Origin of the sequence: Flavobacterium piscis, from assembly GCF_031457575.1 — a bacterium.
Taxonomy (GTDB): domain Bacteria; phylum Bacteroidota; class Bacteroidia; order Flavobacteriales; family Flavobacteriaceae; genus Flavobacterium; species Flavobacterium piscis_A.
This window is the reverse complement of record NZ_JAVDWQ010000002.1, coordinates 449,254-465,771: the sequence shown is the minus strand read 5'-3', so window position 1 is coordinate 465,771 and position 16,518 is coordinate 449,254. Positions and strand designations below refer to the sequence as shown.

General features: G+C 35.0%; 16 protein-coding genes. 5 read left to right on the top strand and 11 right to left on the bottom strand.

All coding sequences use genetic code 11. From position 1 onward, the window contains the following. Positions 1-40: 40 nt before the first annotated feature. From J2W48_RS05200 to J2W48_RS05180, 5 genes are all read right to left on the bottom strand, one after another. Entirely contained in the window at positions 41-835 is a 795-nt protein-coding gene (locus J2W48_RS05200) for an energy transducer TonB (RefSeq protein ID WP_310279035.1), read from the bottom strand. Between the two features lie 15 nt (positions 836-850). Then, positions 851-1,243: an ExbD/TolR family protein gene (locus J2W48_RS05195; protein ID WP_310279032.1), complete on the bottom strand. Its 393-nt coding sequence runs from the start codon at positions 1,241-1,243 to the stop codon at positions 851-853. A 2-nt stretch (positions 1,244-1,245) separates the two neighbouring features. Then, the gene (locus J2W48_RS05190) at positions 1,246-1,950 is read right to left on the bottom strand and encodes a MotA/TolQ/ExbB proton channel family protein (RefSeq protein WP_310279029.1); all 705 of its coding nucleotides are present in this window, start codon (positions 1,948-1,950) and stop codon (positions 1,246-1,248) included. 117 nt (positions 1,951-2,067) lie between these two features. Continuing rightward, a complete protein-coding gene (locus J2W48_RS05185) occupies positions 2,068-3,294 on the bottom strand; it encodes a Glu/Leu/Phe/Val dehydrogenase dimerization domain-containing protein (protein WP_310279026.1) in 1,227 nt (408 codons plus the stop codon). A 100-nt stretch (positions 3,295-3,394) separates the two neighbouring features. Further along, complete coding sequence (locus J2W48_RS05180) at positions 3,395-3,982, bottom strand: chalcone isomerase family protein (RefSeq protein WP_310279023.1); 588 nt, start codon at positions 3,980-3,982, stop codon at positions 3,395-3,397. Positions 3,983-4,429: 447 nt separating this feature from the next. On the opposite strand from J2W48_RS05180, the gene J2W48_RS05175 reads away from it, so the two are divergent. From J2W48_RS05175 to J2W48_RS05155, 5 genes are all read left to right on the top strand, one after another. Next, positions 4,430-5,572 (top strand): acyl-CoA dehydrogenase family protein, encoded by a 1,143-nt coding sequence (locus J2W48_RS05175; protein ID WP_310279020.1) that lies wholly within the window; start codon positions 4,430-4,432, stop codon positions 5,570-5,572. A gap of 150 nt (positions 5,573-5,722) precedes the next feature. Then, positions 5,723-6,697 carry a M20/M25/M40 family metallo-hydrolase gene (locus tag J2W48_RS05170; RefSeq protein ID WP_310279017.1) on the top strand — a complete coding sequence of 325 codons (975 nt, stop codon included), beginning with the start codon at positions 5,723-5,725 and terminating at the stop codon, positions 6,695-6,697. 38 nt (positions 6,698-6,735) lie between these two features. Continuing rightward, the gene (locus J2W48_RS05165; protein ID WP_310279014.1) at positions 6,736-7,413 is read left to right on the top strand and encodes an SDR family NAD(P)-dependent oxidoreductase; all 678 of its coding nucleotides are present in this window, start codon (positions 6,736-6,738) and stop codon (positions 7,411-7,413) included. A 371-nt stretch (positions 7,414-7,784) separates the two neighbouring features. Then, on the top strand, positions 7,785-7,967 hold the full coding sequence (locus J2W48_RS05160) for a hypothetical protein (protein ID WP_310279012.1): 183 nt from the start codon (positions 7,785-7,787) through the stop codon (positions 7,965-7,967). Between the two features lie 27 nt (positions 7,968-7,994). Next, positions 7,995-8,600, top strand: coding sequence for a SprT-like domain-containing protein (locus tag J2W48_RS05155; protein WP_310279009.1), 606 nt, complete (start codon positions 7,995-7,997; stop codon positions 8,598-8,600). 73 nt (positions 8,601-8,673) lie between these two features. Here the strand turns inward: J2W48_RS05155 and J2W48_RS05150 are convergent, their stop codons facing one another. The 6 genes from J2W48_RS05150 to gcvP all read right to left on the bottom strand — a co-directional run bounded on the left by J2W48_RS05150 (position 8,674) and on the right by gcvP (position 16,305). Continuing rightward, entirely contained in the window at positions 8,674-9,435 is a 762-nt protein-coding gene (locus J2W48_RS05150) for an ABC transporter ATP-binding protein (RefSeq protein WP_310279008.1), read from the bottom strand. Beyond that, a complete protein-coding gene (locus J2W48_RS05145; RefSeq protein ID WP_310279005.1) occupies positions 9,432-10,181 on the bottom strand; it encodes an MlaE family ABC transporter permease in 750 nt (249 codons plus the stop codon). Before J2W48_RS05145 ends, J2W48_RS05150 begins: the two co-directional genes overlap by 4 nt. Positions 10,182-10,258: 77 nt before the next feature. Next, positions 10,259-11,107 carry a glycosyltransferase family 2 protein gene (locus J2W48_RS05140; RefSeq protein ID WP_310279002.1) on the bottom strand — a complete coding sequence of 283 codons (849 nt, stop codon included), beginning with the start codon at positions 11,105-11,107 and terminating at the stop codon, positions 10,259-10,261. A gap of 88 nt (positions 11,108-11,195) precedes the next feature. Beyond that, positions 11,196-11,723, bottom strand: a complete 528-nt coding sequence (locus J2W48_RS05135) for a methyltransferase (RefSeq protein WP_310278998.1) — start codon at positions 11,721-11,723, stop codon at positions 11,196-11,198. A 169-nt stretch (positions 11,724-11,892) separates the two neighbouring features. Then, complete coding sequence (locus tag J2W48_RS05130; RefSeq protein ID WP_310278997.1) at positions 11,893-12,951, bottom strand: 3-oxoacyl-ACP synthase III family protein; 1,059 nt, start codon at positions 12,949-12,951, stop codon at positions 11,893-11,895. 504 nt (positions 12,952-13,455) lie between these two features. Next, the gene (gene gcvP / locus J2W48_RS05125; RefSeq protein ID WP_310278994.1) at positions 13,456-16,305 is read right to left on the bottom strand and encodes an aminomethyl-transferring glycine dehydrogenase; all 2,850 of its coding nucleotides are present in this window, start codon (positions 16,303-16,305) and stop codon (positions 13,456-13,458) included. Positions 16,306-16,518: the final 213 nt, after the last annotated feature.

Genomic DNA, 16,518 nt, shown 5'->3' with positions numbered 1-16,518 from the left:
CAAATCTATGGATTTTCCGGACATAGAGGTTTAGTTGCAATTATTCGCTTAATTTGAAATTGACTGTTATAAAACCAATTTGAGTTTCAGGAGCATTGGGATCAGGTTGCCATTTGTATTTTTTAGCTGTCGCAATTGCGGGCTCTATTAAACACGGATTGGTATTTGTGGTTCCTTTAGTATATTTGGTTGCAATTACATTACCGTTTCTATTTACAGTAATTTGAATAACCACAGTTCCATATTCATTACATTTTTGAGTTTCTTTTCCGGAGGAACTTAATTTTCTTCCTTTAAGTCCCCAGCCGCTGCCACTACCATTTCCTCCATTTCCATAATAACTATTTGCATAAGGATCTCCATTCGGACTTCCTTTGTCTCCTGCTGAATTATCATTGCCTTCACTGCCAGTTGTTTTTCCATCAGATTTTGGGCCATTTAAAAAGCTGGACAACACATCAGAGGTGCTTTTAGAAGGTTTAGGGCTCTCAACGGGTTTGGGTTTAACTTCTTCCTTTGTATTGGTGTTGGTTGTTTTTGCTTTTTTTGATTCCTTCATTACTACTGCTTCTTCAATATCCTGAGATAAAACCTCTTCATTATTGGCAGTTGTTGGTTGTGAGTTTGTTGGCTGTGGAGCTGATTGAATTGTTTCTGTTGGCTGTATGTTACCAGAGCCAACTTCGGTAGTTCCAAAATTTATGGCTATGCCATTTTCAGGAGGAGGATCCATATAGGTTAATCCTAAATAAAAAAACAAAAGAAACATAATCACAAACAAAACTGCTGTGATGGCAAATGATTTTTTTTCTTCTTCTGTTTCTAAATATTTCATAAAATATAAGTAAATCTATTTTGGACGTACTGCCAGAACAACTTTTATTTGATTTCTGTTAGCGATATCTAAAACCCCTACTGCTTTTTCAATAGGAACACCTTCTTCGGCTCTTAAAATAATAGCTTTGTTTTTATCAGTGCCTAAAATGCTTAATAGTTTTGATTCTAAATCGGCTTCAGGGATCTGTTCTTTATCAATAAAAAATTCTAAATTTTTATTAATACTCACGGCAATGTTTTTGTTACTGTCTGTTTTTCCTTTTCCTTTTGGTAAAACTAAATCTAGCGCATTGGTTGTTACCATTGTAGATGTTAGCATAAAGAATATGAGCAGTAAAAACACAATATCGGTCATGGACGACATATTGAATTCTGGCGATACTTTATTTCTTCCTCTTAAATTCATAACTAAGCGGGGTCGTTTAATAAATCTAAAAAGTCTACAGCATTGGCTTCCATCATGTGCACCACTTTGTCAGTTTTTACAACCAAATGATTGTAACCAACATAAGAAACAATTCCAACAACCAGTCCGACAACAGTAGTGGTCATTGCAGTATAAATACCCTCAGACAGGGCACCAACTTCAATTTGACCTCCAGAGCTTGCCATTTTATGAAACGCAAGAATCATTCCTAAAACCGTTCCAAGAAAACCAGTCATTGGGCCTGCTCCGGATATGGTAGCCAGCATGCTTACATTTTTTTCAAGTTTGTATATCTCTAATTTACCAGCATTTTCGATAGCGGTATTGATATTGTCAAGTGGTTTTCCTATTCTTGAAATTCCTTTTTCAATGAGACGTGCGACAGGCGAAGTAGAGTGTGCACATAATATTTTAGCGTTGTCAATTCGGCCATTTCGTATATTATCACGAATTTGGTTCATAAAATTAGCATCTATTTTTGAGGCATTTTTGATCGCCATTAATCGCTCAAAATAAAGATATAAAGCGACGAAAAACATCAGGAATAAAGAAATCATGATTAGCTGTCCCCCTAAACCTCCGCTGGTTAAGAGTTCAATAATTGATAATTTTTTCTCTACAGGAATGGCATCGGCCATAGTTTTTTGTGCAACAGATAAACTATCTGTTTGTAGCAGTATACTCATATGAAATTGTCTTTGTAATTGAAACGCGAATATATTACAAAAATTGTTAGTTTCTCTTCAATTTAGGAAAGTCCTAACAACTTGATAAAATAACAGCGTTTCAATAAAAGACTAAATTTATACTAATTGTTTCAGTGCAATTTCAAAAGCTGTGGCACTGATATTTGTTTTTGAAGGATTCATCACATGTGCTTTTACAATTGCATTTCTGATAATATCCGAAGTGTCGTTAAAAATTGCTTCGTCTGTCATTTGAACCTTTTTCTCCATGAAATAAGCAAAAACTCTTGCCATTCCACAATTGGAAATAAAATCCGGAATCAGGCTTACTTTATTATCTACTTCCTCCATGATAGGACCAAAGAAAATTGCTGTATCGGCAAAAGGAACATTCGCTCCGCATGAAATAACTTCTAATCCGTTTGCGACCAGGCTGTCGATTTGGTTTTGAGTAACCAGTCTTGAAGCGGCACAAGGTGTAAAGATTTCAGCACCAATGGTCCATATTTTTGAATTGATTTCGTCAAATGGAATCATATAATCGGCTACCAATTTGTTTCCGTCTTTATTCAAAAACAAAGTTCTGATTTCTTCAAAAGAAAAACCACCTTCATTAATCAATCCTCCGTCACGATCAATTATCCCGATTATTTTCGCTCCCATTTCTGCTAAATAAAAAGCAGCTGCAGAACCAACATTTCCAAAACCCTGAACGATTGCTTTTTTACCTTTCACGTCACCGCCATAAGTACTATAGAAATGACGAACAGCTTCAGCAACCCCATATCCTGTAATCATATCTGCAACAGTATACTTTCTCGTTACATCTGGAGAAAACTTAGGGTTTTCTATTACTTTGATAACACCTTGACGTAATTGTCCAATTCTATTGATTTTATCTGCTTCGGTTGGTTTAAAATGTCCATTAAAAACCCCTTCCTGCGGATGCCAGACACCGCACTCTTCTGTCATCGGAATTACCTCGTGAATTTCATCAACATTCAAGTCACCACCTGTTCCGTAATAACTTTTTAGTAAAGGGGAAACAGCTTTGTACCAGCGCTGTAAAACGCCTTTTTTACGAGGATCATTAGGGTCAAAGTTAATTCCGGATTTCGCACCTCCAATTGCAGGGCCCGAAACAGAAAACTTAACTTCCATAGTTTTGGCTAACGATAGGACTTCATTCATATCAAGTCCTTTTCTCATTCTGGTACCTCCGCCAGCTGCACCTCCACGAAGCGAATTAATTACGGTCCAACCTTCAGCTTCTGTTTCAGAATCTTTCCAGTTAAAAACAATTTCTGGCTCTTTATTTTCAAATTGCTGCAATAAATCTTTCATTTTAATGAGATATGTTTATTTTTAGCAAATATATAGAAATGATTAATGCGAATACTCTATTCTTGCAGAAATATAGATTATAAAGTTTTAGGCTTCAGATTTAATTATTTTTACCTAATAACTCTTCTTTTAAATTTTTATCTACTGGATTTTCTGAAAGCCAAATGCCAAAGAATGCTTTTTTAAATTCGAAACTCTCAATTTTCCCTTCGTATTTGTCATTTTTATAAATCCACAATGATCTGTCTAAAGGGTTATAGATCAAATTAAAGCTATCACCAGCTTTTGTGATTTCTCTGCCTATCAATGCTTCTAGCTCTTCGACTTCTTTGGTTAATTTTAGCATTCCTGCTTCACCAACAGATTTTTCCATCCCTTTTGCCAATGCTTTTGATAGTTTTTTTGAGGTAACAAGTGATGATGTTATGTGGATTCTGATAGCCATTTCGATATCACTTTCTAAAATAAGATTGGCATCTTGTGTTAACTGTGATAAATATAAAGCCTGAACATATAATTCTGTAAACATTTTAGAGCGTTGCCCAACACCATTTAACGTCAGGGCCTTACCTTTAAAATCAAGAGTTCTTGGAATGGAAACTCCGCCTACTTCTAATTTTTTTTGTGCATTGATTGTTGAGAACTGTAAACTTAAAATGAATGTAAGTAATAGTAAAATCTTTTTCATAGTCTTTCGATTTTTTTTGTTTTAGTGCAAAATTACTGTTAATTTCTAAATTCCAAGTACTTATGGCTTGTGTTTTTTGTGAAATTGTCATACTGGACAAAAAACATGTGGGAATTCTGATGAAATTTGTCTAAATAAAGATCTGAAAAAAAAGTGCTTTCCAATTAAAAATATACTTGATTTTTATTTATATTTTTTTAATCAATATTTATTTTCTTAATATTTAGATAAAAAGTTGGTAATATGAACGATTCCGGATAATTTCTTAAAACTATTACGAAAACGTTATAGTTATTTATAAAAATAATTCAAAATTATATGCATGCATTGTTTTTTACTAATTAAAAATTATCTTTGAGAGCATTTTATGAACCAAAAAACTTAAATATTAGTTGGACATAAAATTATTTAACCACTTTTATTCAAGTTTTCTAAATATACATTGTTATGGATTTTAATCTTACTGAAGAACATTTAATGATTCAACAAGCCGCGAGGGATTTTGCACAAAATGAATTGTTGGAAGGTGTAATTGAACGTGATGAAAAACAAATTTTTCCGACCGAACAGGTGAAAAAAATGGGAGAACTGGGTTTCATGGGAATGATGGTTGATCCAAAGTACGGTGGAAGCGGTCTTGATACCATTTCGTATGTAATTGCGATGGAAGAAATTTCTAAAGTAGATGCTTCAGCTTCTGTAGTAATGTCTGTTAACAATTCATTGGTTTGTTGGGGACTGCAGGAATTTGGAACCGAGGAACAAAAACAAAAATATTTACCGGGTTTGGCTTCTGGCCAGATTCACGGCGCTTTTTGTTTAAGTGAACCTGAAGCCGGAAGCGATGCAACATCTCAAAAAACTACTGCTATAGATATGGGCGATCATTATTTAGTAAACGGGACAAAAAACTGGATTACTAATGGAAATACAGCATCAGTTTATTTGGTAATTGCCCAAACACATGCTGAATTGAAACATAAAGGAATTAATGTTTTGATTATGACTAAAGACATGCCGGGCTTTTCGATTGGTCCAAAAGAGCAAAAAATGGGTATTCGTGGTTCAGATACGCATTCGTTAATGTTTAATGATGTAAAAGTACCTAAGGAAAACAGAATAGGAGAAGATGGTTTCGGATTCAAGTTTGCCATGAAAACCCTTGCCGGCGGACGTATCGGAATTGCTTCTCAGGCTTTGGGAATTGCTTCAGGAGCCTACGAATTGGCCCTGAAATATTCAAAAGAACGTAAAGCTTTCGGAACGGAAATCTGTAACCATCAGGCCATTGCTTTTAAATTGGCAGATATGGCCGTGAATATTGAAGCTGCCCGTCATTTGTGTATGAAAGCAGCCTGGGACAAAGACCAGCATAAAAATTATGATGTAAGTGGTGCCATGGCAAAGTTATTTGCATCGCAAGTCGCTATGGATACTGCTGTAGAAGCTGTTCAGATTCATGGTGGAAACGGTTATGTAAAAGAATATCACGTAGAACGTTTTATGCGTGATGCCAAAATTACCCAGATTTACGAAGGAACCTCAGAAATCCAGAAAATTGTAATTTCAAGATCAGTTATTGCCGGATAAATAATTATTCTTTTTCATCTCATAAACCCTTTCTGCTTTTTTAGCTTTGAAAGGGTTTTTTTTACGATTATTTTTTTTACTTTTCAGAAGTTTTAGTCTTTAAATCAATAGTTTAGGATTTAAAGCTGTATTAATCCAAAATCATTCGTTATGAAAAAACTATATTTTCTTCTTCCATTTGTTCTTTTAGGTTGTAAATCCAATATCTATACAGTAAACGATAAAACTTCAAAATCAGTAGCTAACCCTGTTGAGGTTACTTATAAAGTTAATGAATCTGAAGTCTCTGATTTTTTAGAATATCTTTCTTCTGATGAATTAGAAGGAAGGGAAACCGGGACAAAAGGAATTGAGAAAGCAGCAATTTTTCTGGAAGATTTTTTAGGAAAAAATAATGTAAAACCTTATTTTAAGACCTATCGTGATACACTTACCAATTTTAAATCTCCTGCTTATAACATTGTTGGGGTTGTAGACGGAACAGATCCGGTACTCAAAAAAGAATTTGTTATTTTAAGTGCACATTATGATCATATTGGTTTAGAGAAAAATAAAAAAGCGGATGTTATTAATAATGGAGCAAACGACGATGCTTCCGGTGTAACGGCTGTCGCTCAAATGGCAAAATATTTCAGTGAAACCAAATCTAATAAAAGAAGTATCCTCATTGTATTTTTCACCGGAGAAGAAAAAGGCTTGTTAGGTTCTAAAAGTCTGGTTCAGAAACTAAAAAAGCAAGATTTTAATTTGTACGCCCAGTTAAATATTGAAATGATTGGTGTACCAATGAAACGGGATTATTTGGCTTATATAACAGGTTTTGATAAATCGAATATGGCCGAAAAGATTAATGAATACACCGGTAAAAACACTATTGGCTTTTTACCAAAAGAAGCAGAATACAAATTGTTTTTCAGATCTGATAATTATCCTTTTTTTGAAGCTTTCAAGAAGCCTTGCCAGTCCATAAGTACCTTTGATTTTGAAAATTTCGAATTCTACCATCATGTTTCAGATGAATTTAAATTAATGGATATTCCACACATGACTTCTTTTATACAAGAATTTCTGCCGGCTGTAACTCTAATGGCAGCTTCTCCAACAGAAGAAATTACCATGAAATAATAACGGCTCCTTTTGCTGGATTTGTTTATTTTTGCCTTATGAAAAATATTATTGTTACCGGAACGAGCAGAGGAATTGGTTATGAACTGGCTTTGCAATTTGCTAACGCAGGTCATCAGGTTTTGGCTATTTCCAGAAAAACACCTCAAATATTAATAGAGCATCAAAATGTTACCTGTTTGTCTGTTGATTTGGCAAATGAGGAAGCTCTGCAAAGGGTAACTGATTTTCTTTCTTCTACATGGAAAAAAGTGGATGCTCTTGTACATAATGCGGGCGCTTTATTATTGAAACCTTTTGCAGAAACAACACAAGTCGATTTTGAAAGTATTTACAAAGTAAATGTTTTTGCCGTAGCGAATCTTACCAAAATATGTTTACCCTATCTTCAAAAAGGAAGCCATGTGGTAACCATCAGTTCGATTGGCGGGGTGAGAGGAAGTTTGAAGTTTGCAGGTCTTGCAGCTTACAGTTCAAGTAAGGGAGCCGTGATTACTTTAACAGAATTATTAGCTGAGGAATATAAAGAAAAAGGAATTTCCTTTAATGTTCTTGCTTTGGGATCCGTTCAGACAGAAATGCTCGAAGAAGCCTTCCCGGGGTATCAGGCACCAATTTCTGCAGAAGGAATGGCCACTTACATTTATGATTTTGCCCTTAACGGAAATAAATATTTTAATGGAAAAGTGTTAGAGGTTTCCTCGACAAATCCTTAATTAATTATAAATTATGAGTTCTGAATTATGACCGATAATAAGATTAAATATAGAACATATAGAACAAGTATAAATATTTTCTTTTTTCCTTTTATACTAATTCAAAAGTTTATGAAATGGAGGAAGTGCAATATTCCTGGAATTAAATATTCTGTTTTAACTATTTTATTTGGATGGTAGGGATTTGGATGGCCTTGGGAGAAATTCAGGGAAATTAAGAATTCATTAATTGCTATACATATTAATTTTGATGGAGGCGAAGATTATACCAAAGTGTTTTCTGAAATGGATTATGATGAAAAAACGGTTTGGGTTTTTAATAATCTAAGACGTGAAATTTTCAAAAAGCAGATATTCAAATCATTGATATCATGATAGATTTGCAAACTGAATTTATAAAATCAGAATCAGCGGGATTACTTGAAAAGAATATAAAGTTTATGTATGAAAATTTGAAAAAGCTAAATATTATAAACTTAATGAATTTAGATTTAGAAGAAATAATAAATAAAATTGAGCATTCGAATTTAAAAGTAATTGAAAAAAACTTCTAACTTTTAACAAATAATACTTAACTTAAATTGAACGAAACGCTTTCAAAATACATACCCGAACACGCTGTAAAACCCGTTTTTGAATTGATAGTTGCCAATCAGGTGCATCTAAAAATTGTAAATGAGCGCCAAACGCGTCATGGTGATTATAGAAAAGGGATTAGTGGAAAACATGAAATTACGGTAAATGCGAGTTTGAATAAATATCGTTTTCTGATTACCCTGATTCACGAAATTGCACATTTGGTAGCCTTTGAAAAGTTTGGACGGAATATTAAACCTCATGGAAATGAATGGAAGTATACATTTCAGCGATTGATGGTGCCCTTTATTCGGCCTGAGATTTTTCCGGGTCATATATTGCCTTTGCTGGCCAGACATTTTAAAAACCCTTCAGCAAGTAGTGATACTGATACTACCTTGTCTTTAGCTTTAAAACAATTCGATGCAGGGAATGATAAAAATTATGTTTTTGAAATTCCCTACGGCAGTGTTTTCAGGATTAAAAACGGAAAAATATTCAAGAAATTAGCGGTTAGAACCAAGCGTTTCGAATGTATAGAAATCAGTTCAGGAAAAACTTATCTTTTTAATCCAAATGCTGAAGTAGAACTTTTGCCCAGTCATAATTAAAACAATAAAAAATCCCAAATTCAACTTTGACTAAAGCTAATTTGGGATTTTTTATATTTAAAATTTAAAAAAGTTATTCTTTTAAATATGCTTCCCTTACTTTTTTAAATAGATTAGAAGAGTAAACAAATTTAACAATGTCTTTATTATCTGTCCTAAAGATTTCTTCTTTAGTTCCCTGCCAGGCTTTTAATCCTTTTTTTAGGAATACAATGTTTTCGCCAATTTCCATAACCGAATTCATATCGTGTGTGTTGATTACGGTTGTGATGTTGTATTCTTTGGTAATTTCCTGAATCAAATTGTCAATTAGGGTAGAGGTATTTGGATCCAGGCCAGAGTTTGGCTCATCGCAAAATAAGTATTTTGGATTATTAACAATAGCGCGGGCAATCGCCACACGTTTTTGCATTCCTCCCGATATCTCTGAAGGTAATTTTGTATGCGCATCAACCAAATTTACTCTTTCTAAAACAAAGTCAACACGCTCTTTTATTTTGGCTCTGTTGTCATTGGTAAACATTCTTAGAGGAAATGCTACATTTTCAGCAACTGTCATCGAATCGAATAAAGCACTTCCCTGAAAAACCATTCCGATTTCAGTTCTTAATTCTCTTTTTTCATCGGGATTCAATTCAGAATACACGCGTCCGTCGAACTCAATTGTTCCTACTTCCGGCGTGTGGATTCCTAATAAACTTTTTAATAAAACAGTTTTTCCGGACCCGCTTTGTCCAATAATCAGGTTGGTTTTTCCAGTTTCAAAAACTGTAGAAACCCCTTTCAGAACTTTGGTGTCGCCAAATGATTTTTCTATGTTTTTTACTTCTATCATGAGCCTAATAACAATTGTGTTAGTATATAATTAAAAAGAATGATCGAAACTGAAGTCCAGACAAACGATACTGTACTTGCTTTTCCTACTTCCAAAGCCCCGCCTTTCATATAATAACCATGAAAAGACGGAATTGTTGCCAATAACATGGCGAAAATCAGGGTTTTGATAAAAGCATAAACAATATGAAACGGAATAAAATCCATTTGTGCACCGTTAATGAATTCTACACTGGTCGTAAAACCTCCGTAAACTCCTGCGAGCCAACCGCCAAAAACTCCCAGAAACATACTGATCCCAATAACGAAAGGATACAATAATAAAGCGATTATTTTAGGGAAAACTAAATAATTTAAAGAGTTCACACCCATAACCTCTAAAGCATCAATTTGTTCAGTAACACGCATGGTACCAATACTGGAAGTAATGAAAGACCCCATTTTTCCGGCCATAATAACCGAAATAAAAGTAGGGGCAAATTCCAAAATAACCGATTGACGTGTGGCAAAACCAATTAGATATTTAGGAATTAAAGGATTGGTTAAATTTAAAGCTGTTTGGATGGCAACAACCCCTCCAACGAAGAATGAGATAAAACAAACGATGCCCAGAGAGTCGATAATCAAATCGTCGATTTCCTTGAAAATTAATTTTTTCATTACAGGCCATTTGGTCTGTTTGTTGAAAATTTCTTTCAGCATTAAAAAATATTTTCCGATTTGAGATAAATAACGAATAAGCATCATAGTTTTACAAATATTGGCTAAATTAAGGATTAGTTTACAGTTTACTGTTTCAGTTTACAGTTTTTTAAGTTTTGAGTTTAAAAAAGCTTTTGTTTCATTTTCTGAAAACGATAATTCCTGACAAATTTAGCTTGTTCCGGAGTAACCAACAAAGGGGTTTTGGTGTTTTTTGCTTTCCAAAATCCTTTTATGTAATCAAAAAAAAGCAATGGTTTTTTTTTCATCATTGCCAGCTTTGCCGATGCGATCGCTGTTATCCAAAAGCCGTATCCTAATGTATAAAAAGCCTCTCCCTGTTTATAACGTGCTGTTTTGTTGTAATTGGCACCTGTTGGTTTGAGGTGTTTTACATGTAAAGAAGGGTCTGTAGCTATTTTCCAGCCATAGTATTTACAAAGCAACTCGTCTGCCGTGTCCCAGCCCATTGCCGGTTTTAAGCCTCCAATTTGCTGAAAAGCTGCCGAACGGTAGGCTTTCAGTGCGCCACGAATATGATCTTTGTCGGTTAGGTTTTCTAAAACCCAATCCCCATTTTTTTCAATGTAACAAAATCCTCCTGCCATTCCAATTTTGGGATCTGATTGAAAGTGTTTGATAATCGTTTCAAAATAGTTGGATGGAAAAATTAAATCACCGTCCAGTTTTACAATAATGTCGTAATCTGCGTCCAGGGTTTCAAAACCTTTTTGAAAAGCCTGAATGACTTTGCTGCCTGGCATATGAATCGCGTCTGATGTAGCGCTCACGACAGAGATAAACGGATTGTCTTTTGCGAATCCCAAGACGATTTCTTCTGTTTTATCAGTAGAATTGTCATTGACTACAACAACTTTAGACGGTAATACGGTTTGAGAAACCAAAGATTGTAATGTCAGTCCAATAAAATCCTGTTCGTTATGTGCGGGAATTACGATGTAATATTTCATTTAAAATATTTTTGAATGAAGATTAACGATTTCAGATTTTTTAAATCCATTATCACAATCACAAATCAGCATTCGTTAATCTACAATCTTAAATCTTAATTTTTTCTGCGTAAACAATATAGTATCGATTGGTGAAACTACGCAAGAGTGGACGGATACCAAATTTCTTTACAGGATTGGTCCATTTTTGCCTGTCGATGATTTTCCAGCCTGTTTTTTCTAAAAGCCAGTCTAACTGCCAGTCTTCAAATTCGTGGTAATGTCTGTCCCACATGTCTGTTTTAGAACGATATGCCGGTGAAAACCACAAACGCATCGGGATTGAAATTAAAAGTTTGTCTGATTTTATTTCATTTAAAATCGTGAACGGATTTAATAAATGTTCAAAGATTTCAAAAGCAGTTACCACATTCTGATTGTCAGTTTTTAAAACAGTTTGATCTAAATCTAAATCCTCTCCAGTTGTATTTTTAACTGAATAACCAGCTTCCTTCATGATTTTCGAAAACGGATTTTCAACTCCTAAGTCAAGGATTGTTTCAGAAGTTTTGATATGCTTTTGTAAAAATTCTAAAGTAAGTCTGAATCTTTTATTTGGAAACGTTTTTTCGTACATATTCGTTGAGAGGAACGAAGCAATCGCTCGTTCTTGATTTTATATTAGGTCGCAAATATACTAAAAAGTCCGCATTTTAGGATGCGGACTTTTTAGTTTTCAGTCGCAGTGATCAGTTTGGTAGACTTTGAATACTGCGACTGTAAACTGTGACTGAATACTGCGACTTTTAATATCGATAAACAAATGCATTAACGTTCATTCCTGCTCCAACTGAAGCAAAAATAACCACATCGCCTTTGTTGATTTCGTGATTTTCTAATTTTCCCTGAAGTAAAAGATCATATAAAGTTGGTACAGTTGCAACGCTGCTATTACCCAAGTCATGAATGCTCATAGGCATGATGTTTTCGGGAGGTGTTTTTTCGTATAACTTGTAAAAACGGGCAATAATCGCTTCGTCCATTTTTTCGTTAGCTTGATGAATCAGTATTTTTTTGACATCATCAATAGCAATTCCGCTTTTGTCTAAACAGCTTTTCATGGCACAAGGCACCTGACTCAACGCAAATTCGTATATTTTACGACCGTACATTTTGATGTATTTAATGTCTGGGTCTAAGTCTGGATTGTATGATTTTCCGAAGTATAAATAGTTAGCTTCGTCATTAGCAAAAGTTGCGCTTTCGTATGACAACATACCAGTTTCGTCATCAGAAGCTTCTAATATGGAAGCACCAGCACCATCAGAATAAATCATAGAATCACGATCATGGTCGTCAACAACTCTTGATAAAGTTTCGGCTCCGATTACCAAAACTCTTTTTGCCATGCCTGATTTAATAAAAGCATTGGCCTGCAAAACGCCTTCAATCCATCCTGGACATCCAAAAAGAATATCGTATGCCACACATTTTGGATTTTTAATATCCAGTTTGTTTTTAACACGGGTAGCTAAACTCGGAATCATATCCGACTGATGAGTGCCTGATTTTACGTCGCCAAAATTATGAGCGAAAATGATATAATCTAAAGATTCTTTATTGATATTAGCGTTTTCGATTGCCTTTTTGGCAGCAAAAAAAGCTAAGTCAGATGTAGTGTGATGGTCTTCGGCATAACGACGGTTTTCGATACCTGTTATTCCTTTAAATTTTTTAATTACCACCTCGTTTGGGTATCCAAAAGGAGTCCCGTCATCATTCAAAAAAACATGTTTGTCAAAGTCTGTATTACTAACTTCTTTATTAGGAATGTAACTTCCGATGCCTATTATCTTTATTTTCATTATTCCTTAATTATTCAGATAAATTTATTGCTAAATTATAAATAAAATTATGATAACTATCATAAAAAATACTATGCATGCATATAATTATCAAATAATAAATTTTTACTAAATATATTGTTTATTTTTTAATGAATTTTGGATTTTACAGAGATTTCAAACGTTTGAAATGAAAGTGGGCTGTAATTTTTTTTTACGAAGATTCACGAAAGTTTTTGTTGATGAAGATAAAAAAGAAGATTCACAAAGAGGGAGGTTTTAAAAGCAATGCGACAGATTGGACAGATTAAAATGATCGAAGTGACGACTAAAAAAGCTTAACTTAATGACATTGAAATAAGAGGAAGCTACCGGAGCAGCCTGGATAGCCCGACAGCATTTAGTTTTAGGTTTCAGGTTATGCTCGAACCTGAAACCTGAAACAAAACCAACTAAAATAGAAAACCCGACAGGTTTATACAACTACTTTGTCGGGTTTGGATTTATTTTAAAGAAAACTATTTCTTAGTTTTCCATGTAAGCTTCAATAGGAGCACAGCTACAAACTAAATTTCTGTCTCCAAAAGCATCGTCGGCTCTGCGAACTGAAGGCCAGAATTTATTTTCGGCGATATATTCTAATGGGAAAGCGGCTTGTTCTCTTGTGTATGGAAATTCCCAGGTCTCAGAAGTTAGCATCGCTAAAGTATGAGGAGAATTTTTCAATACATTATTGCTGTCTTCGATTGTTGCAGCTTCAATTTCTTTTCTGATCGAAATCATGGCATCACAAAAACGATCTAATTCTTCTAAGTTTTCACTTTCAGTTGGTTCAATCATTAAAGTTCCTGCAACCGGGAAAGAAACTGTTGGTGCGTGGAAACCATAATCCATTAAACGTTTTGCAATATCGGTAACTTCGATTCCTTTTTGTTTGAACGGACGACATTCTAAAATCATTTCGTGAGCGGCACGGCCCATTTCTCCGGAATATAAAGTATCGTAATGGCCGTTTAATTTTTCTTTGACATAGTTGGCATTTAAAATTGCATGTTCTGTAGCACTTTTTAAACCTTCAGCTCCTAACATCGAAATGTATCCGTAAGAGATCAAACATACTAAAGCTGATCCCCAGGGAGCAGCAGAAATAGCGGTTATGGCAGTTTCTCCTCCTGTTGGAATTACCGGATTTCCTGGCAAGAAAGGAACTAATTGCGGTGCCACACAAATAGGGCCAACACCCGGACCTCCGCCACCGTGAGGAATTGCGAATGTTTTGTGTAAATTTAAGTGACAAACGTCAGCGCCAATTGTTGCCGGATTTGTTAATCCAACCTGAGCGTTCATGTTCGCCCCATCCATATATACTTGTCCACCATTATCGTGGATAATTTTTGTAATTTCCTGAATAGCACTTTCAAAAACTCCATGTGTTGATGGGTAAGTCACCATCAAACATGATAAATTGTCTTTGTGAAGAATCGCTTTTTCACGTAAATCTTCAACATCGATATTTCCGTTTTCCAGAGTTTTGGTAACTACGACTTTCATTCCTGCCATTGCTGCCGAAGCTGGATTGGTTCCGTGTGCTGATGAAGGAATCAAAGCAATATTTCTGTGATCGTCTCCACGGGACTGATGGTACGCACGAATAACCATAAGTCCGGCATATTCTCCTTGTGCACCAGAATTAGGCTGTAAAGTAGTTCCGGCAAAACCAGTAATTACGTTTAATTGCTCTTCTAATTTTTTCAACATTTCCTGATAGCCTTGCGCCTGGTCAAGCGGGGCAAAAGGGTGAATGTTGTTCCAGTTCGGGTTGCTTAACGGCAACATTTCTGCAGCGGCGTTCAGTTTCATGGTACAAGAACCTAACGAAATCATCGAGTGATTTAATGCTAAATCTTTACGCTCTAACATTTTGATGTAACGCATCAAAGCAGTTTCCGAATGGTATTTGTTGAAAACATCATGCTCTAAGAAAGCAGAAGTTCTGTTTACTGAATCCGGGTAATGATTTGTTTCTGTTAATTCAGAAATTGTACTTGCCTGAGTCTCTTTTGCGGAAGCGAAAATACTAAGAATCTGATTTAAGTCAGTAATACTTGTAGTTTCGTTTAGCGAAATTGAAATGGTATTTTCATCAACATAGTAAAAGTTTACTTCGTTTGCTTCTGCAACTGCTTTTACTTTTTTAGCATCAGCTTTCACTAAAATAGTGTCAAAGAAAGCAGAGTTGATTTGCTCTACGCCTAATTTTTTTAATTCGTTTGCCAAAGTTGCAGCAGATGCGTGTACTTTATCAGCAATATATTGCAAACCTTTTGGTCCGTGGTAAACAGCGTACATTCCCGCCATTACAGACAATAATACCTGTGCCGTACAAATGTTTGAAGTTGCTTTATCACGTTTGATGTGTTGTTCACGTGTTTGCAATGCCATACGTAAAGCGCGGTTTCCGTTGGTATCAATAGTAACACCAATAATACGTCCCGGCATACTGCGTTTGTATTCGTCTTTTGTTGCAAAATAAGCCGCGTGTGGGCCTCCGTAACCTAACGGTATTCCGAAACGTTGTGTTGTTCCCACCACAACTGCAGCTCCCATTTCTCCGGGAGGGGTTAATTTTGCCAAGCTTAAAATATCAGCAGCAACGGCAACTTTTATTTCGCTTGCAGCCGCTTTTTCTATAAATGATGTATAATCGTAAACTTGTCCGTATTTTCCAGGGTATTGTAAAATAGCCCCGAAGAATTCTGTTGAAAAGTCAAAAGTTTCGTGGTTTCCAACTACTAATTCAACGCCAATTGGAGTTGCACGAGTTTGTAAAACAGAAAGTGTCTGAGGAAGAATCTCTTCTGAAACAAAAAATTTATTTACATTGTTTTTCTTTTGATCACGAGAACGAACGTCCAGTAACAAAGCCATAGCTTCGGCAGCAGCAGTTCCTTCATCCAATAAAGAGGCATTGGCAATTTCCATTCCGGTTAACTCGATAACCGTGGTTTGAAAATTCAAAATAGCTTCAAGACGACCTTGAGCAATTTCTGCCTGGTAAGGCGTGTAAGCCGTATACCATCCCGGGTTTTCAAAAACGTTACGCTGAATTACAGCAGGAACAATTGCCTGATTGTAACCTAAACCGATGTAGGTTTTGAAAATTTTATTTTTGTTTCCTAATTGCTGAATATGGTTCGAAAATTCATATTCGGTCATTGCCGGATCTAAGTTTAAAGGTGCTTTTAGACGGATATCATCCGGAAGGGTTTCGTAAACAAGTTGTTCAATTGATTCCACTCCAATAGTCTTTAACATGTGTTGAAGATCTGTTTCTCTTGGGCCAATGTGTCTTAAAGCAAAAGCATCTGTTTTCATTTGTAGCTATCTATTTTTTTTTAAAAAGAAATGTAATTTGCAAAGCGTATTTTTGATTTTAATCAAGTGTTACACCAGGTTTATTACATTTTACAGTAAATGTGTTGTTTTTTTGTGGCGCAAAATTAAGTATTATTAATAATTTAATGGGTATTTTTAACTTCAATTTTTGTGAAATTTTCAACTAATGAGTTGATTTGTTAATAATTGATT